Raw genomic sequence first — 26,271 nt, 5'->3', positions numbered from 1 at the left:
AATAACCATTTTTCCCCTTTTACTAAAATGCCCCGTTAGCTCAATAAGAAATGAGCTGTCTAAGCAACTCAATAAACTTCTAGTAAAGCACCTTTAGTTGAAATATGATAAATTTTTTCTACTGATTTTACTTATTTCACTTCATTTAATGTCTTAATAAATCCAGTAAATTTATCTATTATAAAATTTACTGATGGGCGAAAAATACATGATAAATATATCTACCAATCTTCCAATGAACATACCAACCATAATACTGTGCATTTTGTTTATGTAATAACATCGTAATTTCTATATTCCCTATTAAGTCTCTGTATTTCGCCAATATTTTCTCCCTCTTTATTTGAGAGATTTTCAATCATTTCTTCTAGGCCTAACCAAAACTCCTGAAAAGCGGTTTTACTTTCTGAAGTCTCTTACTTTTTCCACCTCATTTATAATACAAGAAACAAGTGATACTAAGAACCCAATAAAAGAAAGTCCAAGACCAAACGATGTTGTACCACTTGATGTTAATATAAGAGCTATTCCAAGTAACGATATTGAAATACCTAATAGTGATAAACGCATATTTTTATCTCCTCCCAATAACAAACAACTGAAACTTCTTATCATTCTATGTTTCACAAACCTGCTTCTTTAGTTGAACAAGAAAATAGAGCCGTTTAAGCAGCTCAACGGTCTTCAAGTAACACCACCGTTCGTATTAGTAAAAAGAACTCCTTTTTAACAACGGAATACTTGGATATATTTAGTAATCAGGTGAATTTGTAAATAATTTAATTAATCCTTCTCTTTTCCACACAAATTATTGTACGATTTAAAAAAGGAGTGTTGGCGATATGAAAGCAGTACATTACTCTTATCTTCGAAATAACCTAAAAAGCTACTTGGATCGTGTAACGAATGATTACGAAACATTAATTATCACACATAAAAATGGTAAAAATGTTGTAATGATACCCCTTGATCAATACAACAATTTAATGGAGAACATCCACTTAATGAGTAGTGACTTAAACAGAGCAGCCCTTCAAAAATCAATTCAACAATTGGAGCAAGGGTTTACTGTAATTAAGCCATTGTTAAATATTGAGGACTTACAATGAAAGTCCAACGAGCGGTATTATCGCTCATTAAATCTTTAATAGCATGGAAGGATAATGAGTAACTATCAAGTTCATAACCCTAATATCTTTACTAAAGTCTCCATATATCACTTTACTCACAATATCACCCCTTTTGCACATAGTTCGAGATATGATTACAAATACCTTCCAAAGTGTTCAAATTAATAATTTGGTACTATTTCTAGACAAATAAAAAACCTGCCTTCCACAGAATAACGATTGTGGAGGACAGGCTAGTTTTTATTTCATTTGAGCATACAGTTCCAACGTACAACGATAACTCAGGGGTTACAAAATACTACCTCCTGCTTTTTCGATTTCTGAAACGATATTTCTAAGTATTTTAAAATAATTTTGTTTAGTCCAATCAAATGCCTCTTCGTTGGCAAAGCCTTGTTCAGTTAGTATTGAATTGAACCTTATTAAATCCAATTTCATTTCTTCTAAGGTTTCTGGTGAAATCTCGGAATTAGTAATAAAAGAATAATTAAATAAGTAGTTACCTAACTTCAAAAGCATTTTAGAATCATCTTTGTTTATTGTTTTACTCGTTACACCTATGTTGAGCGCATGCATAGTGCCCAAACCTGTATCTTCTAATTGTTTCGAAAGGAAGGCTAAATCAGACCAATTTTCGTTTTCTTGTTTAGAGATGGTTTCGTGTAATTCAAATAACTGATCAATTGAGTTTGTTTTAAGCGTCCGATCGGTTACATAGTTCATATGAATAACAGACTTTATAACAATTAAAATTAGGACAATATTTAAAAATATTGAAACTAAAATTAATATTTTATGTTTTTTATTCAATACTATCCCTCATTCCTAAATTGCAAGACTTTTTAGGGTTATTCTAATATTAATCCAAAAATTCTTCAATAGGGGGCATATTGAGCTCAATCTTTGTGCGAAGGCTACAAAACCCAAACGAGCAAAAACAAAGCGTATAAATTATTATACAGAGTCACAAATACAACAACTGCTCTCAATCATTCCTAATCTTCATATCAAACATCAGCTACAAATCAAAATTGCTATGTATTGTGGTTTGCGCATGGGTGAAATTGCTGGACTGTGAACAAAAAATACCCAACCAGCTCTAGTTTATCTAGTCGCTCATTGAGTATTTTATGATGTTAAATTTTAAGTTTGGATACTTCGAAATTTATTCCAGTTCCCAATCCTTTGCTAGACTTAGTCTTGAATAGCCGCTTCTAAAGCTACGTGGATCATATCTTTGAACGTTGTTTGACGTTCTTCTGAAGTAGTCGCTTCACCAGTTAAGATATGGTCAGAAACAGTTAAAATAGACAATGCTTGACGGCCGTATTTAGCTGCTAATGTATAAAGTGCTGCCGTTTCCATTTCTACAGCTAATACACCGTAGCGCGCTAATTTTTCGTTTTGGTTTTCTTCTGAGTAGAACATATCTGCAGTCATAACATTACCTACTTGTAAACTTAATCCTGCCTCTTTACCTGCGTTATAAGCATTTAATAGTAAGTCAAAGTTTCCTGTTGGAGCAAAAGAAATACCATTGAAAATGATGTCAGTCATTTTTGAATCTGTAGAAGCTGCTTGTGCAATAATTACGTCACGCACTTTTACGTCTTTTTGAATCGCACCGCATGTACCAACGCGGATTAATTTTTGAACTCCATACTCTTCCATTAACTCATTCACATAAATTGAAATAGATGGTACACCCATACCTGTTCCTTGTACAGATACACGTTTACCTTTGTATGTACCTGTAAATCCAAACATGTTACGTACTTCATTGTAGCAAGTTACGTCTTCTAAAAATGTTTCAGCGATATATTTTGCGCGTAATGGATCTCCTGGTAATAATACGATGTCGGCAATTTCGCCTTGTTTTGCACTAATGTGAATGCTCATAGTAAAGTCCCTCATTTCAGTTATTTTCACTTCAAATCATACTTGTTTTGTTATGTTTATGCAATCGTTAGACGTCTTGCATCAAATTGTTTAAATAATACATCTATTTAATATTTTATAATAAATCAAAGTTTTACAAATTATATTTCTCTACATATAATTCCCATAGTTCATCAAATGTTGCAATCGTTAATAAATCATCTCCATGCATTTCTATATACAGTGATAATTCCTCAAAATTAGAGGAGTTTTTTGGAAAACTATGGTCTTCAAAACAGGCTTCAGCAAATCGGGCTTTCGGGTCACTCCATGCGCCTCCACGGTAAGTTAATACATACATATAAAACGTTTTCATCAAATTTATTACTCCTTTCACAAAATTAAACATCTTTAATTGTAGAAAATGATCAGAAAATACAGTAATACGGTAAAAACTGAGTATTCTGAGATATGGTGACAAATTTGTAAATACGAAGGAAAAAGCTACATAACAAAGAAAATCGCCCATCCTTTAATAAAACAAACAGTAACAAGCAACAAATGATGGATATAAAGAAAAAACCAAGATTCTATCATCTAATCCGCGGACGAATTTTGCTTATATTCTCCCTTTTTGTAGCTATTATTATTTTAATGCAATTGCTATCTTACACTAATATTACAAGATTACAAACGAGCTTGCGATCTTTTGCCGACGAAAACTTGCAACATCAAATTCAAATTAATAATTTGGCAAGTGATATTGCTAAATTATCAAGCTATGAGCAAACGTACATTATTAGGGGGAAAGAAGAAATCCTCACAGATTACGTTGCAACGAAAGAAAAAATCGATCTGAACATCGCTGAGCTGCAAACCATTTTAGCAGATCGAGAGGAAGAGCTTAAAACACTTGCTTATATTCAACAATTTTATTCAACATATTTAACATATTCGCAAAAAATGATTGATACACGCACTAAATATGGTTTTGAAAATGCGCAAAAGTTAATGGAGAATGGCAGTGGACAAGCACTAAAAGATTATATTGATAGCTATACAGCAACATTAATTGGTCTACTTGAAACAGATAATGGAGAAACCATTGATGATTTAGAGTCATTTGCGAATTTCTCAAAAATATCATTCTTCTTATTATCCGTTATTGCAATGGTTTTAACGGTATCATTTGGTTTCGTCCTATTTAAATCCATTCGTCGCAATACCTATTCCATTAACACTTCTATTTTAGATATCGCGAGTACAGGTGGCGATTTGACCCGTCGCGTTCGTGTGAAAACAAATGATGAGTTTGCACAAATTGCCGCGCCTACTAACGTCTTAATTGAATCCATTTCTTCACTCGTAAAGCGGGTATCCAGTTTGGCGGATAATGTATCTGGTAGCTCACAAGAATTAATGGCACTAGCGGATGAAATTGCTAGTTCAACACATGATATTGCAGCTGATAGTAATACAATTATTAATCGTATGGGGTTAGCTATTCAAATAATGCAGCAACTTGAACAATCAATGTTCAATTTACATGAAGAAGCTGCTGAAGTTCATCATGCAGCGAACGCAATGAAGCAAGCTGCTTATGAAGGTAGTAAATCAATCACACAGTCGTCTAGTATCCGAGCTTGCTCAGCAGGCAGATGGGTTGCGCAATGTCGTTAGTGAGTTTAAAGTTTAAAAAATGCTGGTTGGCCCATTATATGGAGCCAACCAGCATTTTTTTACTTAAAGAGTGATAAATATTCACTATAACCTTGCTGCTCAAGTTCACTTACTGGAACAAAACGCAGTGCTGCTGAGTTTATACAGTAACGTAATCCTCCAAGCTCTTTGGGCCCGTCAGGAAACACATGTCCAAGATGTGAGTCGGCTGTTTTACTACGTACTTCCACACGGCGCATACCATGAGTTGTATCGAAATGCTCTGTTACTTCTGGTGCGTCAATTGGCTTTGAAAAGCTTGGCCAACCGCAACCTGCATCAAATTTATCAAGTGAAGAGAATAACGGTTTGCCAGATACAATATCGACATATATCCCCTCTTCAAAGTGCTGATCATATTCATTGCGATATGGTGGTTCTGTCCCTTGCTGTTGTGTCACGTAGTATTGCATTTCAGTTAACTCTTTTAAACGCTCGTCTTTATTCATTATTTTTCTTTCCCCCAATGCTGTTTGATAAATCCAGCACGACCTGATCCAACCGAGTACCTGTTATAATGTGTTGGATTTTTTTTATAATAATATTGGTGATATTCTTCTGCTTCGTAAAATGGCTTAGCAGGTAAAATTTTCACAGCAATCGGTGCATTAAATTTCCCTGATGCTTGCAAAGCTTCCTTTGAACGCTCGGCTATTTCTTTTTGTTCATCCGTATGGTAGAAAATCGCTGTCGTATATGATTCACCGCGATCATAAAACTGACCACCTGCATCTGTTGGATCAATAAGCGTCCAATACAGTTCTACTAATTTTTCATACGGGTAAATATTAGGGTCGAATGTAATTTGAACAGCTTCTAAATGCCCTGTTGTTTCGGAACACACTTGTTCATATGTTGGATTTTCCACATGCCCTCCTGTATAACCAGACAATACTGATTCGATGCCTGGCTGTTCATCAAATGGCTTTACCATGCACCAAAAACAACCACCTGCAAATGTAGCTTTTTCAGTCATTTCACATCACCTCTTAGCTGGAATAATAATTTCTAATAGTATTTTATCATTCTTCAAATCGATTTCTTTTGCACGTACTCTTGAACCCGACGCAATGTTTATACGAGATAAATCGACGTAAATTTCTTCTTCATTTGGTCTCACCATCATCCAGCTTGGTAATTCAATCGAATCTTTCATTAATTTAAGAACCGTTGTCGGTGGGATATTTAATTTTCCTACATTTACTGCAGTTTGTTTTAATCGAATATTACCGTTGCTCACTATCGGCTCAAAATCCATCACGATCGGTACAGTTACATTAAATGCGATCAGCTCACTAGACAACTGTATTTGGTCATTTACTTTTATTTCGACTGGTAGCTTTGCCATGTTCAAAGCATCACTTAAATATTGTTTTGCGATCGACTCAAACTCTTTTGTTGTCGTTTCAACAACTAATACATTACCAGTAATTTTCTGCGGTTCTGGTATTGCAACGTCATCCGCTGGGGAAGTCGCCAAATATATAACAAGTATTACAGCAAAAACAATAGCCCCTGCAAGCGTAAAGAAGGCGACTTTCCATTTGTTCATCTATTCTCACTCCTCAAATCCAATCAAACCGTCTGACATTTCTTCAATCCCACATTGTTTCATTGTTATGGCAATACGTTCTGTCATTTTTTCATAACCAGCAGCATTTGGATGGAAAAAGTCTGTATGATATACCATATCCTCATTTGTCTCAAATAAATCACTTACTGGTACAAAACATGCATTTACATCTTCATTCGCTAGCATTTCTATATCTTCATTCCATTCAAAAATAATTGACTCAAATGGCGTTACTTCATCCGTTATGATTGAAAACGGATTATAAAATCCGATAAGAATAAGCGGTACTTCTGCATTTCTTTCCCTTATTGCGTTAATAATTTTTGCATACCTAACATTAAAATCATCACGTTCTGCATCAAACATTTCCTTACGTAGTGAAAAAATATCAGATTTCACGATTTTCATTACGTCATTACCGCCCATTGTTATTGTAATTAGGTCTGCCTGAGCTAATTCTTTGTCGTAATGTCCTTTCTCTAATAATTCGAGCAGTTGGTCACTACGTCTACCACGCTTGCCGCGATTATCTAGCTGAACCTTAGTTATTGCAGGCCACTGTTCTAGCTTTTCTGCTAATCTTACCGTGTAGCCGTACCGATTGTATTCATCACCAATACCTCTCGTTAAGGAGTCACCGAGTGCTAAATAGTGTATTTCACGTGCATCAAGCTCTTTTCGACTGAGCCAATCAAGCTGAAAAAATTCTTCTAGTTTTTCAACAATCTTTTCACGTTTCGTTTGTTCAACATAAATTGCATCATCTAAAGGTAAAGGTACATTGGTCGTGCCAAGCGATTTTTCATATTCTTCTCGCGATGTTTGAGGCTCGTCAACTGTCACCGCACATCCAGTTAAAAATAAACAACTCATTAAAGCAACAAAAAATAGCCTCATACGTACTTCTCCTTTAAATTTCTTTCTTTAAGTATAAGTTCATAGTAGCTGAAATAAAAGGTAGTTGCTCTTAAAATAACCATTTTCTACGAAAAAAACTGTACCAAAAGTAAAAATTATACTTTTGGCACAGCTTCTTATATTATTCCACGTAATACATAAAGCCAAGTGCACCTTCACCTGTATGTGTAGTGATGATTGGTGATGTAAAAGCGATTTCTATATTTGTAAAGCCAGTTTCTTCAACTAACGCTATTAGTTGGTTCCCTAATGTGTCCATACTATTCGCGTGTGAAATGCCCACTGCCTTGACTGTTTTGCCTTCTGTATCTTTTTGGAATTGTTCAAATAAATATTTCACCACTTGTTTATTGCTACGTGGTTTTGCCGCAATTGTCACTTCACCAATATCTAAATGCCCAATAGGTTTAATATTTAATAATGATCCGAACATTGCTTTCCCTTTTCCGATACGACCGCCTTTTACCATATTGTCAAGTGTATCGAGTGTGACGAATAAGCGCGTATTTTTGCGCACCTCATCAAGGCGTGCAACAATCTCTTCCACAGTAGCTCCAGCATCGCGTAATGCAACTGCCTCTCGTAATTGGAAAGCGAGTGCCCATGCAATATAACGCGAGTCAATGACTGTTACATCGGAGTCCGACATATCAGCTGCTTGGCGTGCAGATTGAACTGTTCCACTCATACCGCCTGTCATATGGATTGAAATGATTTGATCGCCGTCTTTACCTAGCTCGTCATATAACTCTTTAAATTTCCCTGGTGCCGGCTGTGAACTTTTTGGTAGCTCGCTTGCCGCTTTCATTTTTTCGATGAATGTATCAGGTGTTACATCTACACCATCCACATATGTATTGCCATCAATTTGAATTGTTAACGGTACAACATGAATATTATTCTTCTTAATCTCTTCTTTTGTTAAATCACATGTTGAATCAGTTACAATATGAATTTGTCCCACTATTGACACATCCTTTACTTTCTTCTTACTAATTATAAATAACTTTATTTATCACTGTAAAGGTGACAAATGTAATTTCTATGTACTTACACCTGTTTTCTTTTCCCGTATGACATATTGTAGTACAACAACGTGACAAATGATAATATCTGCTCCGTTAATATGCCAGTATAATAATAAAGCATATTACGAAAATTTCTAGACAATATTTTAAAAGGAGAGATTATTATGCATAACGAAGCATTTGACTATAAAAACTTGAAAGAGGAGTTATGGAATGCTATTACACACGGTATAGGCTTTCTACTAAGTATTCCCACATGTATATGTCTTATTTTACTAGCAGTTCATAATGGGAGCACTATACAAATTGTATCTTATTCTATTTTTGGTGCTTCACTCGTATTATTATTTTTAAATTCTACACTTTTACATAGTGTGCCAGTGCGCTTCAAAAAATTTTTTGCCATACTGGATCATTCGGCTATATACGTTTTAATAGCGGGTACATACACTCCCTTCTTACTTATTGCATTAGATGGTGCTCTAAGTATCGTTTTGCTTTGTATCGTTTGGACAATTGCCATTTTCGGAATTGTATTTAAATGCCTATTTATTCATCGCTTTGAAACATTTTCACTACTACTTTACATCGCAATGGGCTGGTTAATTGTTTTTGCGATTAAACCGATTTACGCCTTTTTACAGTTTGACGGCTTTACACTGCTTTTAGCTGGAGGCTTATTTTTCACAGTTGGGGCCATTTTTTACGCTTGGCATAAACTTCCCTTTAATCATGCAATTTGGCATCTGTTTGTCCTTGCTGGTTGTACTTGTATGGTCGGCTGCGTTGTAATTTATTTGTAAAAATTTTATATTTTCGAAACCTTTTATGAACTTAAACAGTATATATTAACAGTAAGTGAAAAGGAGATGTTTTTACATGAAGAAAAAGATGTTTATCGCACTTGCAGGGGTAGCCGTTTTAACAGCTGGCTGTGGATCAAGTGCAACTACTACAGAGGGCACAACAAAGGAAAGCAAACTAACACTAGAACAAGTTTTTGACAAAGCCGTAGAAAGACAACAAGAAATCAAAAGCTTAAAAGCTACAACAACGATGACACAAGCAATGGAAATGAACGATGGCACAGAAACGATTAAGATGAACTCGTCTGCCGATATGTCGATGGAAATAGTTATAGATCCTATGCAGTTTTTCATTGATGGCACAATGTCGATGACTGATGATGCAAGTGGCGAAACACTAGATATGCCATTAAAAATGTATATGACAGCTGAAGACGGTTTTTATATGTATGAATCAACTAGTCAAAGCTGGTTAAAGTTACCGAGTGATTTGTATGACACGATGCTTGAGCAAGCTGGTATGCAGGCAGATGCAACTGAACAGCTTAAAATGTTACAAAAGTATGTAACGGACTTTACATTTGAGCAATCAGATTCAGATTATATTTTGACACTTAATGCAGATGGCGAGCAGTTTACACAGCTGATTAAAGATCAACTTGCTTCAACAATGCCTAATTTGGAAGAAGATATATCTTCACAATTTGATCAAATGACTTTCGATGATTCAATGTATAAACTTATTATCGATAAAGAAACATTCGATACGAAAGAAATTGTCATGGATATGATTTTATCAATGGAAGTAGAAGGTGCTGCAGTCAAATTAGATCAAAAATCAACAACTACTTATAAAGAAATTAATACGATTTCTAATATTGAAATCCCACAAGACGTTCTTGATAACGCTATAGAAAACTGATTTTTAATAATTCCCCCTAAAGACATCGCTATATGCGGTGTCTTTGACTGTAGACAAACTCATAGAAATTTGAGTTTGTCTACAGTCTTTTTTCTTTTTAGAATATTAGTATGAAACCGTTGTTGATGGGGAGGAAAATGATAAAAACAATGCAAATGACACTCTAATTAGCATATATTTAAACAGTAAATTCTCTATATTAACGGCGATTAAAAACGTTCAGATTATTTCTGAGCGTTTTTTGATGAAATATTTTACTCTAATTGGGCTCCCTTCAGAAAAGGCAAATTTGAAACGATAAGAATAGGCACGATTTTACAGTAACATTGATGATGTAGCACTATTCCAAATTCACTCAAACCGTTACTACAACTGACTTATAAAAAAGGTATAAAGCACTGTATAAATAATGTTCATAAGAAAAGGTCACAAACACTGATTAAACAATGTTTGTGACCTTTTCTCCCGTTCCAAAACTTTGATTCGGGAACTTTTATTGAGTTTATTTGAATGTTTTATAAATCAGTGTGAACAAAGTAGGAGAGGAATATTACTTACGCTTTTTCTTTTTATACATAATCAAAAAAATCCCTATAAAAAATAATATTAGCACTGTTATTAAAAAGCGTAGGTCTATACTATATCCAAAGTCCCCTTGAAACAGAGGCGTTCTGTAAGATTCAGATTCAAAATTAGGGTTATTTAATCCTAACTTTTTTGCCAAATCAGCCAGTTCTTTTTCTGTAGGCTCATTTACCATATAACCCTCACCCCATTTTGTAAATTTCTTATAGAATATTTCAATAAATTCTCAAACGATAGTTACCGAAGCGTGGTTTGGGGACGTTTTGAAATGTTTGTTGCACTAAGCATCCATTTCTAAATTTCTGTTCCTTTTGAAAGTTTCTTTTTAATAACAAAGTAAGTTACTACACCTAAGCAAACGTATATAATCAACATATTACTTCCCAATAACATTGAGCCCTTAAATACAGTGGTTAGCGAATATATACTTAGTAATATATAGATTATTAAAAATACATATCCCTTCTTTCTACTTTTCACAAAGACGGAAGTAAAAATAGCCAATATTAAACTGACAAATATTAAATGACTTAAAATGAGCAATATATACATCAAAATATTAAACTCCATTAATTATCCCCCAATCATCTACAAATAAAAGTAATTCCCTATTTTCAGGAAACCTGCTACGTTAATTGAAGTATAACCTTCACAAAGCTTCGTTTGGTAAAATTAAGTGCTTAACATTGTAAATTCCATAAATATGATGAAATCTCTATATATTCATTTTAACATAAATTACCTATTATCCTTTAAAAAATAAGTTCGCTTCTATAAAGTGAACTACCTCAATATAAACCGTTACTTCCCGGTACAGGAGGACGTACTTCGCGGGCATGGCCTCAATCTTCGCGTTACTGCAGGATTTCAGCTCATGGGACTGTTGCTACGCTTTCACGCAGAAAAACATTGCAGTTCCCGCAGAATTCCCTCTCCACTCCCCAAACTTCATTATTCCAAAAACACTTTCTTGCTATATGGCGTTGAATAAAGTGCCACATTCAATGTTGATTCTACTAACTTAAAGCTTTTATTAAATAAAAAATATGTATACTAAAATACCATTTCTTGCATTGACAATAATAATCGACGGTGCTATTCTTTATTACATTAGTGATTTAGCATACTAAAGCGATTACTTTTAGTTGTTATATATAGGAGGATTTATGTCCATGAAACGTTTTTTATCATTTCTTCTTACCCTAACTGTAGTTGTAACAGTGTTAGGTGCATGTGGAACAACGGACGAAAAATCATCTGATTCGACAATCATTATCGGCATTGATGACAAATTTGCACCGATGGGATTCCGCGATGAAAAAAATGAAATCACTGGCTTTGATATTGAATTTGCCCGCGCTGCGGTAGAACATATGGGCATGGAAGCAAAATTCCAACCTATCGACTGGAAAATGAAAGAATCAGAGCTTAGTAGTGGTCGTATCGATTTAATTTGGAATGGCTATACAATTACTGATGAGCGTAAAGAAAAGGTATTATTCACAAAGCCTTACTTAGCAAATGCTCAAGTTGTCATGACATTAAAAGATTCTAGCATCACTTCTTTAAAGGATTTAGCTGGTAAAGAAGTTGGTATTCAAGCATTATCTTCTGCACTTGATGCGCTAAATGCACATCCAATTCATAAAGAAGTGAAAAAAACGACTGAGTTTCCTGATAACGTATTAGCCCTTACAGATTTAAAAACTGGCCGTTTAGATGCCGTTGTTATTGATAAAGTTGTTGGCGAATATTACATGAATCAAGATCCAAATACATTTAAAATTCTCGACGAGTCATTAGCACCTGAACAATATGCTGTTGGTGTTAAAAAAGGCAATGAAGAATTATTAGAAAAACTTCAAGCTGCTATCGATAAAATGAGTGAAGACGGTACAGCTGCTGCGATTTCTACTAAATGGTTTGGCGAAGATAAAGTTTTAAAGTAGTTTTCTAGAAAGAGGCCAAATAAACTCTTCTAGCGTGTAGACACATCTCTACTTCGTCTACACGCTTGTATTTATTTTACTAGAAAATCAGGTTGTTCTGACAACGTATACCTATTTAGTTTTACTCATGAAACACAGATTTTTTTAGGAGGAAACAATGATGTCCGATTTTATATCGATGGTTTTGCCAATGCTTGAAGGCGCAAAAATGACAGTTTTATTATTTATCATTGCTATTGTCGTATCAGTCCCGCTTGGCTTCTTACTTACATTAGCTGTAAAAAGTAGCTTCAAGCCGCTTTCTTGGTTTGCACAAACTTATATATATGTAATGCGTGGTACACCGCTCTTACTGCAATTATTATTAATCGTCTTCGGCTTACCGATGATTCCTGGTATTGGTGAATATTTAGTGCTAGACCGTTTTGTTGCTGCATGTTTAGGTTTTATTTTAAATTATGCTGCCTACTTTGCTGAAATTTTCCGTGGTGGATTACTTGCTATTGATAAAGGTCAATACGAAGCAGCACAGGTTTTAGGTTTATCGAAGTGGCAAACAACGACACGCATTATTTTGCCACAAATGTTCCGTGTAGCACTCCCTGCCCTTTCGAATGAGTCTGTCACGCTCATCAAGGACACTGCGCTACTGTACGCGGTTGCTGTTCCAGAGCTATTACACTTTGCGCAAACAGCCGTTAACCGTGACTTTACAATCGTACCGTATTTCATTGCCGGTGCTATTTACTTAATTATGACACTCATTTTAACAATATTGTTTAAATGGCTTGAAAAACGCTTTAAATTTGAATAGTAGAGGTGAACAACATGGCTTTTATTGAAGTAAATAATTTAAAAAAATCTTTCGGTCCGGTAGAAGTATTGAAAGATATAACATTTAACATTGAGAAAAATGATGTTGTCGCCGTAATAGGTCCATCTGGCTCTGGTAAAAGTACAATGCTACGTAGCTTAGTACATTTAGAAACTATTAATGGTGGTAGCATTCGAGTAGCAGATGATTATTTAGTGCAGAACGGTATATACGCGAAACCGCAAGACATTAAACATGTTACAGCGAAAATGGGGATGGTGTTCCAACATTTTAACTTATTTCCTCACTTAACGGTGAAGCAAAACTTAGAAATTTCACCTAGTTTATTAAAAACGGAGTCTGCTGAGGCAATTGCTAAACGCAGTAAAGATTTACTACAAAAAATCGGCTTAGCAAATAAAGCAAATGCCTACCCTGCTAATCTTTCAGGTGGTCAAAAGCAACGTGTGGCGATAGCACGTGCACTAATGATGAATCCACAAATTTTATTATTTGACGAACCAACATCTGCACTTGACCCTGAGCTAACAGGTGAAGTTTTAAAAGTAATGAAGGACTTGGCAGAAGAACATATGACAATGATTGTCGTTACACATGAAATGGGCTTTGCGCGCGAGGTGGCGAATAAAGTGATGTTTATGGATGGTGGCGAAATTATCGAAGCAAATGATCCAGAAAGTTTCTTCTCAAACCCTCAATCGGACCGATCAAAAGCGTTTTTACAAAAAAATTTGAAATAGCAACAAGAATTACCGTGCCCTTTCTGCGGAGTGGCACGGATTTTTCTTTTTCTAAAAAGGGGTATAAAAAATGGAATAAAAGCCTTGTGTAGGAGTCTCTATGTATTTGTTCTATCATTTGTAATCTTTTACTAAAGCCCCTATACTACCTGAAATTTCAAAGGGTATGCTTTCACCTATATAACCTCTTAATTTGAGAGAAGGATTTTTCATATCGACCTTTTGAATATCCAATGATGCTAAGTTTACTGCAAATGTATATGTAATGGATTTGTTTGCATTAAGTTCTACGCTAGTTTCTGAAGGTAAACCGATTACAAAAAAAGTATTTCCTTTGCTGCCGTTGTCTTCAAGAATAGGATAACTAAAATATAAATCTAAATATTTAAGTGGTAATTCATTGTTATTTGTTAATGTTACGGAATATGTTTTAAAATTCATTCCTGCAGTATCCTCTGTAAACTTGCTAAAAATTATTTTCGAGTCATCAAATTTTTCTAATACCTTATCTCTTTCATTTGTTGTACATCCACCTAATAGCACTAGATTTATCATTAAAAAACATACAACTAGCATCTGTTTCATGTTAATCCCCCCTTTATCATACTTCAAAACAAGTCTGCTTTCCGTCTACTGTTTTTACATCAAATGTTAAAAAGTGAGTTAATCTACATCCCATTAACACACCTTCATCTTCTCTTTGGTATAAAATTACATTCACAAGTATTTTAACAAATAACCTTAAATACTCCAATTTCTTTTTAGTTAAATGTAGTTAATTCTTCTGAAACAGAATTTAAAAAATCTTCCTCAAACCTATAGATAAATTTACCTGTTGTACTGCTTAATGGTATGTGGTCTGTTATCATTCCATCACTTAAAGATACCGATTTTATAGAATTAATTTTTATTTGATTCTCTAACAACGAATCAAGTGACACATTGGCTTCTACTTGAGAAAACAGTTCTTTTAATTCTGTTTGTGAGATTTCGTTTTTTGTTTTATTCATAACAGCATTCATTAGATTTAATAGGTCTTCTTCATCTAAGCCGATCCCCTCTTTCACTGTAGCAGCCATCATTAAGGCCACAACTTCCTCGCCATTCAAACGATGCTGCCCTTTTTCGAAGTCAAAGGCCACTTGTGATACCGCTCTTATTCGCATATCTTCCGGCAAATCATAATCGATCCCATTCACCGAATCAATTAGCGTTGAAAAAGTTTCTAAATCGATAACGGCATAATAATCAATAGGTAGATCTAAGAATTTCGAAACGGTTGTTCTTACATTTTCTGCACCGCCAAAATTATAAGCAAATAATAATTTATCGTATACAGTAGTCCCATCATCGTTATCCTCTACCGGCACATACGAGGCATTAGGGAGCGATGCAACTTTCATCATCTTTTTATTTTTACTATAAGTAAGTAAAAGATTTAAATAAATTCGATTATCCATCTCCTTCGACTTCACCGTAATTAAAGTGGTGTAGTATTCAGCTTCTTCAACTATTGGGTCACTTGCAACATTTGTGTTAGATTCTTTATTAATATCGCTCCTGTTAGATTCTTCATTAACGTTTCCAGGAAGTATCGATGGCAGAAACAAAAACATACACAAGCCTACTACCAATAAAGAAACTATAAGGGGAACCAATTTATTAGAAGAAACAAAAGATTTCTTTTTTATTTGAGGATTCTCATCTAGTTCACGAAGTTGTTCAAATACTTTATGACGATCTTCTTTCGTAAATTGTAGTTCTTGATCCGACGTATTTTTAAATTCACCTCTTAATCGTTTATCTTTCATTGAATTTTACCTCCTTTATCATAGGCTCTAACTTTTGTTTTGCTCTTCTTAATCGAGTTTTCACTGTATTAACTGGAATATCTAAAACCTTCGCAATTTCCTCTGTCACTAATGAATCATAGTAATATAGATAAACCACTTCCCGATACACTTTTGGAAGAGAAAAAATAGTATCTTTTATTTCTTCATTATTGTATTTATCGATAACTGTTTTTTCTGTTGATGGTAATATGGACTTTGCTGTTTCACTAATATAACTTTTTACTTGTACCATTTTGTAATTCCAACTTTTTAAATGGTCTTTACATTCGTTAATTGTTATACGATAAAGCCATGTTTTTATTTGTGAGTCATATCGAAACGAATCAAGGTTTTTGTAGCATTTGATAAACGTATTTTGCACCATATCCTTAGCAATCTCTGTATCTTTCACATAAGAAAATGCCAATCGTACTAACTCATTGCCATATTCAATCATCATTTGTTCTAATATGAAATCTTTTTCTTCTCTGTCCAATCTCCTACTCCCCCCTTTCAACCTACTTCAAATTCTGCTATTAGACGATTACCAAATCATAATAGGTTCAATTTTGAAAAAATATTTATTTTTACAAAAAGTTCTCTTGGAATCGACATTTAATATTTAATTTATTTTTATAAATATTCCACAAAAAGCATCTATACAATTATAACTGAAATACAAAACCTGTATCTTAGATTACTAAGTAATCCAAGATACAGGCTTATTGTCCGTTAGTATTATAATGAAGATTGAGTTTCCTTTTGTCTTTTCTACTCGCTCTGATAACTACTAAACAACTACTTAAAGTTAATATACATCATTTCCCCAAAATTAGTTTTATATCTTTTGGCGAATATCCTTGTAATTTAGTTAGAAATTATTTTTACATACATACCTCGTATAGATTTTTCATTAGCTATATTTCCCATATCCCTTACTTTTTCCGATAATAAAGAAGCTTTGATTAATTCATTACGCCAAAATATTGAAGGGTCAATTAGTCGGATTTTGTTTTTACGATGTAATTCGTAATGTGTTCTATCTTCTATTACGTGCACGTTCTGATGGAGTTGATTTAAAAGACCCTGCACTTCACTATCATTTGATGATTTTATCTTGTAGATTACTTCTTCGTCTTCACCAAGTAAATCATCCAAACTGATAAGTTTTTTTTCTAAAGATATTTTTAATGTTTTAGCTAAAATATCGTTTCCGTAAATATTTAGAGGAACCATAAAGAAATCGATAACCTCTTGGTAATAGGTTTTAACAAACCATTCAGCTATTTCAATGCTTTGAAGATACATTTTACCGTCAATTACTATTAAATTGCTTAGAAAATCCTGAACTTCTTCAATTGAAATCTGTCCATATTCAAACATATCCCTTAAAGTATAGTCTACTCTATCAGCACATAACTCAGGGGCTGATTGTTCAAGTAACGTCCATTTTGATTCATCTAACAAAATCTCTTTATAATCGTACCCAAATTTCATTAGGATACTTGGAATCTCAGAATCTTTGATTACACTACTATATATTTTCTCATGATAGTCCTCATCCACATTATCAAAAACAAAGTCAACTACATGAGAGAATGCTGTGTGTGAGACATCATGTAATAATCCTGCAATCTGTTCCTCTACTGAACCACCTAGCTTTTTGATTAAAAGCATTACTCCAATTGAGTGATCAAACCGAGTTACATTCCATTTCTCATTGACTAAGTAACTTGCTCCACCTTGATGTACACCCTTTAACCTTTGCAGGGGTTTACTTAATATTAATTCTTCTAATACTTTATCTATCTCGAACTCTCCGTAGATTTTATCTGATATAATCAATCTATATCCTCCATTCTGCCAGTTTACATACTTGCTGGGTATAAACATGAATGTACCTACACGATTTTTGTTTAACTAAACTGCTGTGTTAGTATAATAATACCTCACATCACACTCATCTGGATAAATTTTACTTTTAATTTTGTTTTTGGAGCAGAGAATTTCATTATTCATAGGTTTTGTGTAATTGGTGCTGTCACGCTATGTATGAAGTTACAGGAGTGATTGAGGAAGCATAACAAAAGGAATTGCATAGAAGATTAATCATACATGCAATTCCTATTTTTTCTTCCAGTCGTATGGTGTATTTACCCAATCTAAAAATTTAATAAAAATGAAACAAAAAATTGATATCCCTATAATTTGTCCCCATTGAATGTCATCATGAGATAACCATTTAAATGTAATAAATGATATGAAAAAAATTAGAGTAGATTGTGTATTTTTCTTTATAATTTTCACTACATTATTCCTCCTTGTGTTGTAAGTCAATGTAGTTGCTAGAGTATGATACAGTGGAAATTCACATACAAATCACAAAACCCCAAAATCCTCCATACTTTCTCCTAGAATATAGTGTGAAAACCACATCAAATTTTGCATCATAATAGCCACATTAATTCCTGGCTGGTCAGAACTATATGCCATACCTTTAAAAATAATTAATTCTGTATCCACTTCCATATCCCTTAATCCTTGATATAGCTCATATGCATTTGCAGTTGGAATTCTTGCATCTTTTTCGCCATGTTGAATTAGAGTAGGTGTACAGGCTGATTTAATATATGTCATAGGTGATGTTTTAGCATATATCTCTGGATCATTCCATGGATCATTTCCTAAATACATCTTTATAAAGTAAGGGATATCTGTATTTGCATAATGGGTACTCCAATTAGTAATTCCACCTCCAACTGAAATAGCTTTAAATCTACTACTAAATGTAGAACAGAAAGCTGAAATATATCCCCCGTTGCTCCATCCCATAACCCCTACTCTATCTTTATCTGCAATCCCTTTATCAACTAGTTTATCCACTCCAGATATAACATCATCGTAGTCAGAAATTCCCAGTTTTCTATAGTTTGCTTTTAAAAATTCATTACCATAACCAGAACTTCCCCTGTAGTTTGGTTCTAAAACTATAAAGCCTTTTTCGATAAACTGTTCAATAGGATATTTTTCATTAAAACAGTCTGAGAATATTGGGAATGAAGCCCAATTCGGTCCACCATGGATAACTACTAATAAGGGATATTTTTTATTTGCGTCAAACTCAACCGGGGTTGATAAAACTCCCTCTATTTCAAGGCCATCACTACTTTGCCATGAGATTATTTCCCTGTGACTTTTAAGCTTTCCTTTGAAAAAGCTATTTTCATTCGTTATTTTTTTATCGTTTAAATAGATTTCAAAGATTTCGTTTGTAATAGCCTTGCTATAGGATAGATGATTTCCATCCATTGTTATAGAAGCATCCATTATAAAGCTATCTACTTTTTCGCTTAACATTTCCAAAGTGCCATTCTCGGATAGCAACCCAATAAGATAATTAGTTTTATGCTGCCATCTAATTAAAATCCCTTTAGCTGTCCACCGTAATGGAATAACTGTACTATCAAAATCTGTTAAAGGATGAATTAGCTCTCCATTATTAATATTATATATCTCTAGTGTACTGTCTTGTATATGGGTCTTATAGTAATCCTTCTCCATTATGCTTGCTGAGTAACATATTTTGCTGCCATCAGGAGAAAAGCAAAGGCTTCCCCCCAACAACTTATCTATATTCAACTTTTGTAGCTCTCCAGCTTTAATATCTAATATGTATAGATTTCCATTAATTGCATCTTCCATATTTGGACTTGGTGTAGCCATAAATACAACCTTTTTCCCATCATTTGAAATATCAAATTCATGGATATGAAAATCCTTACCATCAGTTAGTTGATAAATAACGCTGTTTTCTTGGTCATATTTATCATTTTTTATCACTTTTTCTATTTCAATGTAATATAAACAATTATTCTGGTATTCCTTACCTATATGATGGAAATCTCCATATTGTTCCTTACGTTTCTTTATCGCCTCAGATTCTTTTGACTGTGTAACATAATAAAAACCTTTGCCATTAGGGTCCCATTTGAATTTACTGACCCCTTCTTTCTCATCAGTAATTTGAACCCCACTATTACCATCTATGGACTTAACAAAGATCTGATTTTTCTTATTATCCTCTTCACCAACTGGGCTAATGTATGCGATATGTCTAGAATCTGGAGACCATAATGGATATGTACTATCAATGTCATTAGTTGTTACTGGGTTACACTGCCCCTTATCTTTTTCATATATCCATACATGATTCCTATATTCATTTTCTTTCCAGTTAGCTGTCTTTTTGACAAATGCTACTTTTTTGCCATCATCACTAATGTTTGTACTTGATAAGGTTGGTAATGAAATAATCTCTTCTATACTTAGATATGTTTTTTCATTCATGTTCAAATAAAACCCCCTCGTTAACTTAATAAGAAAGAGGCTCTACTCACTACTGAAGCATAGCCCCCATTGAAAAACTTCTCTTTTACTTAGTTCCATCAGCAACAATATCAGCACTTTCATAAGGCTTATGCTTTTCCACATAAATATCTTCTGAAATCATCCAATTATTTTCCCACATTTCACGGGCTTCCTCTCCGTCTCTATCAAGACCTCTTGAAAGACGTGTTTCTCTTGGACAATCAACCCATATTTTGAAATCATATTTATCTACTAATTCTTTTCGAATAGAATATACGCCTTCGATTATTACAATGCCACCAACAGGAACAGTATGCCATTCTGCTAAGCTATCCGTTTCCCAATCGTACCGTTGATAATATCCCTCTTTTTCTTGGCTTATTGGTTCCAGCACCTGATTTAAAAGACGTTTCCAATCATAATCAGCACCAATAGGTTTATTTGTTGGATGAGTATTTATAATTTGAGAGGAAGGAAGGTAAAAATCATCCTTATGAACAATCGTTACATTAGAAATTTCTTCTTTTATTTTACCAGCAAATGTACTTTTTCCAGATCCTCCACAACCGTCTATCCCGATCAAGAGTGTAGATTGCTTTTTAGAAACTTCATGTATACTATCTACTAATTGTTTGAAAGAACTAAATTGGCCTTTTATTATTTTAAAATCCATCTTAATTCACCACCTTCTGTTATTCACTAATTTTGTTAGTTCTCTATCCGTCATTTAAAAACCTTTACTTATCCAACAATACTGCTGCTTAGTACAGTTAGCTTAACAAGGTTTACTATAATATTTCATTTTTCGGTCTCAAAAATAACGACTTATCAACAACAAAAGATAAATCTATTTGCGGAATTTCGCGTTGCACTAGTTCGTACATCTCCTCAATTATTACTTCTAATTCTCTTATAGAAGCTTTTGGGTCAGCAAGGAAAATAGACTCTAAGCGATTTGATATATTTTCAGGAGTGATTTTCATTGAACTAAGTGTATGTTTTTGCCACTTAAAGGCTGGATGATGTACGAATTTCCGGTTTAAACCGAATAATACGCCCATTAAATTGGTTTGAACGGATACCATCACTCTATAAAGCATTAACCAATCTTTACGCTCAAGTAAAGCCTCACGATTAGTCCATCTGTTCCCTAAAAAAATATTCTCCTTTACCATAGCCACACTTAATTCATAAGGGTATGTACTAACTTTCTCTTTCAGATTATTAATAACTAAATCACCTATAAGGGTAACTCCGTAATAAACTGTAGCTACAATGCATTGCTTATCTAAATCTGTATCATAAGAATTAATGACATCACTTATAACTTTGTTGATTGTGTCTGTTAGAAAATTGCTTATTTCTAATTTTACACCTTGAGTTATGTAAGTTTCTGACCATTCCTCATCTTCATATGGGTGAAAGTCAATAATACTACCATTAAATTTTCCGATTGGAGCCATTCGATCCTCGTCAGTAGGAGCTTTTTTCCAAAAAACAAATAGTTCAATATCCGAATATTCATCGTACCAATTTCGTGATACCGATCCTCCTAATAAAACGGCTTCAACCTTTGGATTTTGTTCATAGATATTTGCTATTGCTGATGCTAATACTTTTAAATCCATATAACCTCTCCCTTTCGGTAACCTTCTTTACTTCTTCCACTAACCTGGCCCTGTATAAAAATAGCGTTAATCCCTTCTTGGATCAACGCCTCTATTACCTACATAAGAAAAACTATTTTATACTTTTTTATTTTGTAACTGCGAGTAAATCTTCCATTGTAAGCAGCGAGTGTAATAGCAATTCTGCTTCGAATAAGTTTTCTTTACCTGACTGATTTCTGTCGATTACACATAACACATTTTTTACCTTTGCACCAACGTTTTTTAAATCTTTGGCACTTAGCAGAATTTGTCCACCAGTAGTTACAACATCCTCGATAATACAAACATTTTTATTTTGAATATCAATACCTTCAGCCAGTTTACATGTACCATAGGATTTTGCTTCTTTTCTAACAAATACAACTGGAATTCCTGTTTTTAATGATAATGCTGTCGCAATTGGAATGCCCCCCATTTCTAAACCAGCCAAAACTTCAGTACCCTCTGGTATTAATTTAGAAAGTTGGTTTGCTATCTCTTTCAAAAGTGTTGGATGCGATTCAAATAAATATTTATCAAAATACTCGTTTGATATTAGTCCTGATCTTAACTTAAATTCACCATTTAGATGTGATACATTATAAATTTCTTGAGCTAATTGGTTTTTGTCCACTATTAATCCCCCTTAAATTTCAAATCTAATATATTTTACCATAATTGTTAATTATTTTAATATTTATCCTTCTTCAACTACTCTGCCCTGTTCGTTTTATAAGGAATTTTTGCTTCATTTGAAAAGTTTGCACTTGCCCATTCACCCTCACTCTTAAACAACTCAAACACTACTTCTCGGTCCGTTGGCGGTTCATCTATCCAATTTTGCAAAGTACGAATAATTGATTCTTTTTCTGGGAAGTGGTGAATAAATATTTCAGACTGTTCATGAAGTCGTGTCGTCCAAATCTGAGAACGTACCATTACCATTGAATAGTATGTTCGGATGAGTTTTCGAGCGAAGCCTTGAGTAAATGTTTTAAAATCTTCCTTAGATGCTGTTTCTAACTTTTTTAACGTCCGATTAAGAGCTTCATAAATATCACCATTAAAACCGATTGCTATGTCTGATGTAAGTTTATACGGACCAAATCGTTCTCTTAAATCCTCTCCATACACACAAACACAGAGTTCCTTAAGAAATGCATTTTCGTAATAATTTGAAGGGTCAACTGTATAGTCATAATATGCTACTGCTATACCAACATCCCGAACTAGGGAACGATAATTTTGTGACAGTTCTCCAGCAAGTTTCTTTAATTCAGACAACTTAACGGAACTTAGTTTGGTATCAAACATAGCCATAAGATCTAAATCTGATTTTTTTCCAATCGCTTCTCCTCTTGCTACACTGCCGTACACATAAACACTATGTAATTGTTGATGAAATAAACTTTTAAGACTCTCGACAGATTCTCGAATGCAAGTCATATAGACATCATCAATTTTTTCTTTGCTCACATCACTTACAATAATTCCATTATGATCTAGACCAAATCCTGTAGCTAATTTCCCTATTTTAATTTCAATCAACACCTTTTTATCAGCATTCTCCTAATTATCTCACCAAGAAAACGTGGCAAACCATTTCTCTACAGGGTACAAGGCAAAATCTTATGTTCTTTGTACCAAGTGTTATAATATTTAATCTACTCAACTTATTCCTCTTAATTGTGAAATTATTTTGCTTGCATTTATTATTTTTATCTAAATGGTAAGCATAGCTCCTCTTTCATCAAAAGTAGAATCTGGGTTATATGCAACTTCCCAAATATTATTTTCAGGGTCAGCAAAAGACGCAGAAAGAAAACCACTACTAGCATCATTTGGTTCACTTAATATTTTTCCCCCAAGGCTCCTAACCACTTCAATTGTTTCACCAACCTGACTTGGGTTATCAACATTTATTGCAAATGTAACACCTTTAAAATAAGTGTTTGAGTTCTGAATTTTTAACCCTGTACCCTGTGCCAATTTTTCCACAGAATAAAGAGATAATAAAACACCTGCTGTTTTGAATACCGCATAATCTACATATCCATGGTCTGTTTCTTCCCAACCTAAATTATTATAAAATTTACGAAGAAGAGGTAAATCAAAACAACCAATAGTTACCAAACTTAATCGTTGAAGTACCACACAATCACCCTTTTTTATTATTTTTTCATTAGTTATTTGTTCAATTAATCCACCATTCGTATTACAAGAACTGTAGTTTCTAAATAAAGCGATATTTACGTGAAAATTGCGTGATAACCAAAATAATTGTTAATCCAACAACGAGATACCACAATGTATTTAAAGGAACTATGAACATTAATACACTAAATAATATAGCTGTTAAAGTGCTAACTATAATTGATTGTACACTCGTAAATTTATCTTTAATAAAATAATAAATAGTGAACGGTAGTGCTAAAGTAAATATCGGAATATAAATTGTTACAATAGATGCTTTAATGAGGGATATTGAAATTACTGCTATTATGAAACCTATTGAAGTAGTAAGCGCTCTTCCTACAAATACTTTACCTGAAATATAGCCGTATAGCAGAATAAACATAATCGTTAAACTGGCACAAATTCCCGTTATTAAAACAAATGAATTGCCTATGAAGAAAGCTACCATTGAGAAACAAACTAAAGAAACGAATGGCAACAGCAATATTGAAGGATTTTGATCTTTTTCTATATTCATTACATTTGCAAAACCTACAAGAACTAATAAAGTAAATGGAATCGTCAAATATCCTAATTCGAAGTAATTACCTAGATTAATATGACTAACTTCAAGTTTGCCGATCATTATTATTACAAGTGATGCACAAATTTGAACAATCAAACCCCAAATGCTTGATAATCTAAAAGCTTGAGTCAGCTTTTCCATAATTACAATTGAAACGATGCCAATTAATAAAGCTAAATATATCAAATTTGCCCCTCCCAAAATAATTCATTAGAATTTCTAAAAGTTAAATATTACCACATAAAATTATACAGTATATATGAAAACTAAGCGATATTTCTTATTCTTAGATACATTTCCTCCATACAAACTGGAATTTAGCATCCTATTTTGCTGTTCTATCACGATATACAATCAGAGTAATTGCATTTAGTACGATGGTGACAATGAGCAGTGCTGCTGAGGCAAACGCCACGGCATACATTGTGTCCATAAGACCACTCCAATCCTCAACTGTCACCTTGTGATAGATATATAAAATCTGGAAACATAATGAAAGAGAACAAACACTGATGCTCATAACAGAAAGAGTAATCCAATTTTTATTGTTATGTGTTTCATATCTCATTAAATTTACAACAGGAAGTATCCAAGCAATTAGCCCAAGCACAAGGCTGCCAAGATTAAGTAAACCGAACATCTCAAATCCCCCTTTGTATGGCTCATTCTTCATTCTTGTCTAATAACACATAACGATCAATCATGGTATAAGTTCCATATTAACCCACGATCTTCTCGTTAGTCATAAATGAAAATAGCCCCGCTGGATACGGAGCTATTTGAGTATATGATGTCTTATATATAAGTAATTCAAACGGAATAGCTTAACGAAAGCAGTCTTCTTTTTGAAAATTTCACCTAAAGCCCACGTTACTTTAAGTGTACATGCTAACTATTATTTTGTTTTTCAGCGCACTGTTTCAATGCCTTCATTTGTTTCTCTAAACCTTTTTTCATAAATACACGAAAAAGGATAATTAATACCTTTCCTGATACAGTCTTAGCTGCCACTTCTTCTGTAATATATAGAATACTTGAATTAGGACCGTTTTCTTGAAGGTTATATGAAACATTGATTAAGAAAGAAGGATGATTCATTTGTATACTTATACTATTATTTTTATTGAATTCAGTAACTTGTCCTTCATACTCTTGAATACGGTTTCCTTCTCTTAACCTTTGTTTAAACTTAACACCAACCGGATTACTAATATCAAACTTCGTTAAATACTCAGTTTCTTCTATTCCTGTCATCCATTCTTTTTGTTTTTCATTATCTTCTAAGTAAGAGAATACTACCTCAATAGGGGCTTTAATCTCCGTTTGACTTGTTATTAACAATATTTTGTACCTCCAATTATCAACAATTGTCATTATAATTTCTTAACTTTTATCGCAGGTTAACGGGAAGTAAGGTCCCCACTTCTGATAAATCAATATTTTTTAATAGCTATTTTAAGCTCTTTCCTTCATTAATTTAAAGTGTTAGGGAGAATTTAATTTTTTATAAGCTATAATCTCACTTTCAATAATAAATTAAACCTCCAATAGCGCCGCTTTTACGCGCACTATTGGAGG

General features: G+C 33.7%; 31 protein-coding genes. 7 read left to right on the top strand and 24 right to left on the bottom strand.

Annotated elements, in window-relative coordinates:
* Positions 1-187: 187 nt before the first annotated feature.
* Both AAFN87_RS15650 and AAFN87_RS15645 read right to left on the bottom strand, forming a co-directional pair.
* Complete coding sequence (locus AAFN87_RS15650) at positions 188-325, bottom strand: hypothetical protein (RefSeq protein WP_347792000.1); 138 nt, start codon at positions 323-325, stop codon at positions 188-190.
* Positions 326-399: 74 nt separating this feature from the next.
* Positions 400-570: a hypothetical protein gene (locus AAFN87_RS15645; RefSeq protein WP_347791999.1), complete on the bottom strand. Its 171-nt coding sequence runs from the start codon at positions 568-570 to the stop codon at positions 400-402.
* A 272-nt stretch (positions 571-842) separates the two neighbouring features.
* Between AAFN87_RS15645 and AAFN87_RS15640 the strand changes: the two genes are divergently transcribed.
* A complete protein-coding gene (locus tag AAFN87_RS15640) occupies positions 843-1,109 on the top strand; it encodes a type II toxin-antitoxin system Phd/YefM family antitoxin (RefSeq protein ID WP_347791998.1) in 267 nt (88 codons plus the stop codon).
* Positions 1,110-1,418: 309 nt separating this feature from the next.
* Here AAFN87_RS15640 and AAFN87_RS15635 read toward each other — a convergent pair whose 3' ends face one another.
* From AAFN87_RS15635 to AAFN87_RS15625, 3 genes are all read right to left on the bottom strand, one after another.
* Entirely contained in the window at positions 1,419-1,940 is a 522-nt protein-coding gene (locus AAFN87_RS15635) for a hypothetical protein (protein WP_347791997.1), read from the bottom strand.
* A 384-nt stretch (positions 1,941-2,324) separates the two neighbouring features.
* A complete protein-coding gene (gene deoD / locus AAFN87_RS15630) occupies positions 2,325-3,029 on the bottom strand; it encodes a purine-nucleoside phosphorylase (protein WP_347791996.1) in 705 nt (234 codons plus the stop codon).
* A 133-nt stretch (positions 3,030-3,162) separates the two neighbouring features.
* Positions 3,163-3,387, bottom strand: a complete 225-nt coding sequence (locus AAFN87_RS15625) for a YozE family protein (protein WP_347791995.1) — start codon at positions 3,385-3,387, stop codon at positions 3,163-3,165.
* Between the two features lie 182 nt (positions 3,388-3,569).
* Here AAFN87_RS15625 and AAFN87_RS15620 point away from each other — a divergent pair, with 182 nt between their 5' ends.
* On the top strand, positions 3,570-4,688 hold the full coding sequence (locus AAFN87_RS15620) for a CHASE3 domain-containing protein (RefSeq protein ID WP_347791994.1): 1,119 nt from the start codon (positions 3,570-3,572) through the stop codon (positions 4,686-4,688).
* A gap of 59 nt (positions 4,689-4,747) precedes the next feature.
* Here AAFN87_RS15620 and msrB read toward each other — a convergent pair whose 3' ends face one another.
* From msrB to AAFN87_RS15595, 5 genes are all read right to left on the bottom strand, one after another.
* Complete coding sequence (msrB, locus tag AAFN87_RS15615; RefSeq protein ID WP_347791993.1) at positions 4,748-5,176, bottom strand: peptide-methionine (R)-S-oxide reductase MsrB; 429 nt, start codon at positions 5,174-5,176, stop codon at positions 4,748-4,750.
* Complete coding sequence (gene msrA, locus AAFN87_RS15610; protein WP_347791992.1) at positions 5,176-5,703, bottom strand: peptide-methionine (S)-S-oxide reductase MsrA; 528 nt, start codon at positions 5,701-5,703, stop codon at positions 5,176-5,178. Before msrA ends, msrB begins: the two co-directional genes overlap by 1 nt.
* Positions 5,704-5,709: 6 nt before the next feature.
* Positions 5,710-6,279 carry a YpmS family protein gene (locus AAFN87_RS15605; protein ID WP_347791991.1) on the bottom strand — a complete coding sequence of 190 codons (570 nt, stop codon included), beginning with the start codon at positions 6,277-6,279 and terminating at the stop codon, positions 5,710-5,712.
* 6 nt (positions 6,280-6,285) lie between these two features.
* Complete coding sequence (locus AAFN87_RS15600) at positions 6,286-7,197, bottom strand: GDSL-type esterase/lipase family protein (protein ID WP_347791990.1); 912 nt, start codon at positions 7,195-7,197, stop codon at positions 6,286-6,288.
* Positions 7,198-7,339: 142 nt separating this feature from the next.
* Positions 7,340-8,182 (bottom strand): DegV family protein, encoded by an 843-nt coding sequence (locus AAFN87_RS15595; RefSeq protein ID WP_347791989.1) that lies wholly within the window; start codon positions 8,180-8,182, stop codon positions 7,340-7,342.
* A 228-nt stretch (positions 8,183-8,410) separates the two neighbouring features.
* Between AAFN87_RS15595 and trhA the strand changes: the two genes are divergently transcribed.
* Positions 8,411-9,049 carry a PAQR family membrane homeostasis protein TrhA gene (gene trhA, locus AAFN87_RS15590; RefSeq protein ID WP_347791988.1) on the top strand — a complete coding sequence of 213 codons (639 nt, stop codon included), beginning with the start codon at positions 8,411-8,413 and terminating at the stop codon, positions 9,047-9,049.
* 76 nt (positions 9,050-9,125) lie between these two features.
* Entirely contained in the window at positions 9,126-9,974 is an 849-nt protein-coding gene (locus tag AAFN87_RS15585) for a DUF6612 family protein (RefSeq protein WP_347791987.1), read from the top strand.
* A 550-nt stretch (positions 9,975-10,524) separates the two neighbouring features.
* Here the strand turns inward: AAFN87_RS15585 and AAFN87_RS15580 are convergent.
* Positions 10,525-10,734 (bottom strand): hypothetical protein, encoded by a 210-nt coding sequence (locus tag AAFN87_RS15580; protein WP_347791986.1) that lies wholly within the window; start codon positions 10,732-10,734, stop codon positions 10,525-10,527.
* Positions 10,735-11,731: 997 nt separating this feature from the next.
* Here AAFN87_RS15580 and AAFN87_RS15575 point away from each other — a divergent pair.
* The 3 genes from AAFN87_RS15575 (at position 11,732) to AAFN87_RS15565 (ending at position 14,083) form a co-directional block, all read left to right on the top strand.
* On the top strand, positions 11,732-12,508 hold the full coding sequence (locus AAFN87_RS15575) for an amino acid ABC transporter substrate-binding protein (RefSeq protein WP_347791985.1): 777 nt from the start codon (positions 11,732-11,734) through the stop codon (positions 12,506-12,508).
* 157 nt (positions 12,509-12,665) lie between these two features.
* Positions 12,666-13,322 carry an amino acid ABC transporter permease gene (locus AAFN87_RS15570; RefSeq protein WP_347791984.1) on the top strand — a complete coding sequence of 219 codons (657 nt, stop codon included), beginning with the start codon at positions 12,666-12,668 and terminating at the stop codon, positions 13,320-13,322.
* Positions 13,323-13,336: 14 nt separating this feature from the next.
* Positions 13,337-14,083: an amino acid ABC transporter ATP-binding protein gene (locus AAFN87_RS15565; protein ID WP_347791983.1), complete on the top strand. Its 747-nt coding sequence runs from the start codon at positions 13,337-13,339 to the stop codon at positions 14,081-14,083.
* Between the two features lie 114 nt (positions 14,084-14,197).
* Here the strand turns inward: AAFN87_RS15565 and AAFN87_RS15560 are convergent, their stop codons facing one another.
* The 13 genes from AAFN87_RS15560 to AAFN87_RS15500 all read right to left on the bottom strand — a co-directional run bounded on the left by AAFN87_RS15560 (position 14,198) and on the right by AAFN87_RS15500 (position 26,034).
* Positions 14,198-14,668, bottom strand: coding sequence for a hypothetical protein (locus AAFN87_RS15560; protein WP_347791982.1), 471 nt, complete (start codon positions 14,666-14,668; stop codon positions 14,198-14,200).
* Positions 14,669-14,844: 176 nt separating this feature from the next.
* The gene (locus tag AAFN87_RS15555) at positions 14,845-15,894 is read right to left on the bottom strand and encodes an LCP family protein (RefSeq protein WP_347791981.1); all 1,050 of its coding nucleotides are present in this window, start codon (positions 15,892-15,894) and stop codon (positions 14,845-14,847) included.
* Positions 15,884-16,411: a sigma-70 family RNA polymerase sigma factor gene (locus AAFN87_RS15550; protein WP_347791980.1), complete on the bottom strand. Its 528-nt coding sequence runs from the start codon at positions 16,409-16,411 to the stop codon at positions 15,884-15,886. The genes AAFN87_RS15555 and AAFN87_RS15550 overlap by 11 nt, the downstream gene beginning before the upstream one ends.
* A gap of 371 nt (positions 16,412-16,782) precedes the next feature.
* The gene (locus AAFN87_RS15545) at positions 16,783-17,760 is read right to left on the bottom strand and encodes an HD domain-containing protein (RefSeq protein WP_347791979.1); all 978 of its coding nucleotides are present in this window, start codon (positions 17,758-17,760) and stop codon (positions 16,783-16,785) included.
* 534 nt (positions 17,761-18,294) lie between these two features.
* Positions 18,295-20,268: a S9 family peptidase gene (locus AAFN87_RS15540; protein WP_347791978.1), complete on the bottom strand. Its 1,974-nt coding sequence runs from the start codon at positions 20,266-20,268 to the stop codon at positions 18,295-18,297.
* Positions 20,269-20,347: 79 nt separating this feature from the next.
* Positions 20,348-20,956: a uridine kinase family protein gene (locus AAFN87_RS15535; protein WP_347791977.1), complete on the bottom strand. Its 609-nt coding sequence runs from the start codon at positions 20,954-20,956 to the stop codon at positions 20,348-20,350.
* A 115-nt stretch (positions 20,957-21,071) separates the two neighbouring features.
* Positions 21,072-21,911 carry a DUF4037 domain-containing protein gene (locus AAFN87_RS15530; RefSeq protein ID WP_347791976.1) on the bottom strand — a complete coding sequence of 280 codons (840 nt, stop codon included), beginning with the start codon at positions 21,909-21,911 and terminating at the stop codon, positions 21,072-21,074.
* A 127-nt stretch (positions 21,912-22,038) separates the two neighbouring features.
* Positions 22,039-22,566 (bottom strand): orotate phosphoribosyltransferase, encoded by a 528-nt coding sequence (pyrE, locus tag AAFN87_RS15525; protein WP_347791975.1) that lies wholly within the window; start codon positions 22,564-22,566, stop codon positions 22,039-22,041.
* A gap of 77 nt (positions 22,567-22,643) precedes the next feature.
* Positions 22,644-23,483 carry a nucleotidyltransferase family protein gene (locus AAFN87_RS15520; RefSeq protein ID WP_347791974.1) on the bottom strand — a complete coding sequence of 280 codons (840 nt, stop codon included), beginning with the start codon at positions 23,481-23,483 and terminating at the stop codon, positions 22,644-22,646.
* A 171-nt stretch (positions 23,484-23,654) separates the two neighbouring features.
* Positions 23,655-24,086: a VOC family protein gene (locus tag AAFN87_RS15515; protein WP_347791973.1), complete on the bottom strand. Its 432-nt coding sequence runs from the start codon at positions 24,084-24,086 to the stop codon at positions 23,655-23,657.
* Between the two features lie 79 nt (positions 24,087-24,165).
* Positions 24,166-24,879, bottom strand: a complete 714-nt coding sequence (locus tag AAFN87_RS15510) for an MraY family glycosyltransferase (protein ID WP_347791972.1) — start codon at positions 24,877-24,879, stop codon at positions 24,166-24,168.
* 139 nt (positions 24,880-25,018) lie between these two features.
* Positions 25,019-25,333, bottom strand: coding sequence for a hypothetical protein (locus AAFN87_RS15505; RefSeq protein ID WP_347791971.1), 315 nt, complete (start codon positions 25,331-25,333; stop codon positions 25,019-25,021).
* Positions 25,334-25,581: 248 nt separating this feature from the next.
* A complete protein-coding gene (locus AAFN87_RS15500) occupies positions 25,582-26,034 on the bottom strand; it encodes an SRPBCC family protein (protein ID WP_347791970.1) in 453 nt (150 codons plus the stop codon).
* Between the last annotated feature and the right edge of the window lie 237 nt (positions 26,035-26,271).

It is taken from the genome of Solibacillus sp. CAU 1738, from assembly GCF_039888725.1.
Lineage (GTDB): Bacteria > Bacillota > Bacilli > Bacillales_A > Planococcaceae > Metasolibacillus.
The sequence above is the reverse complement of the archived record's forward strand: the minus strand, read 5'-3'. Positions and strand labels throughout refer to the sequence as shown.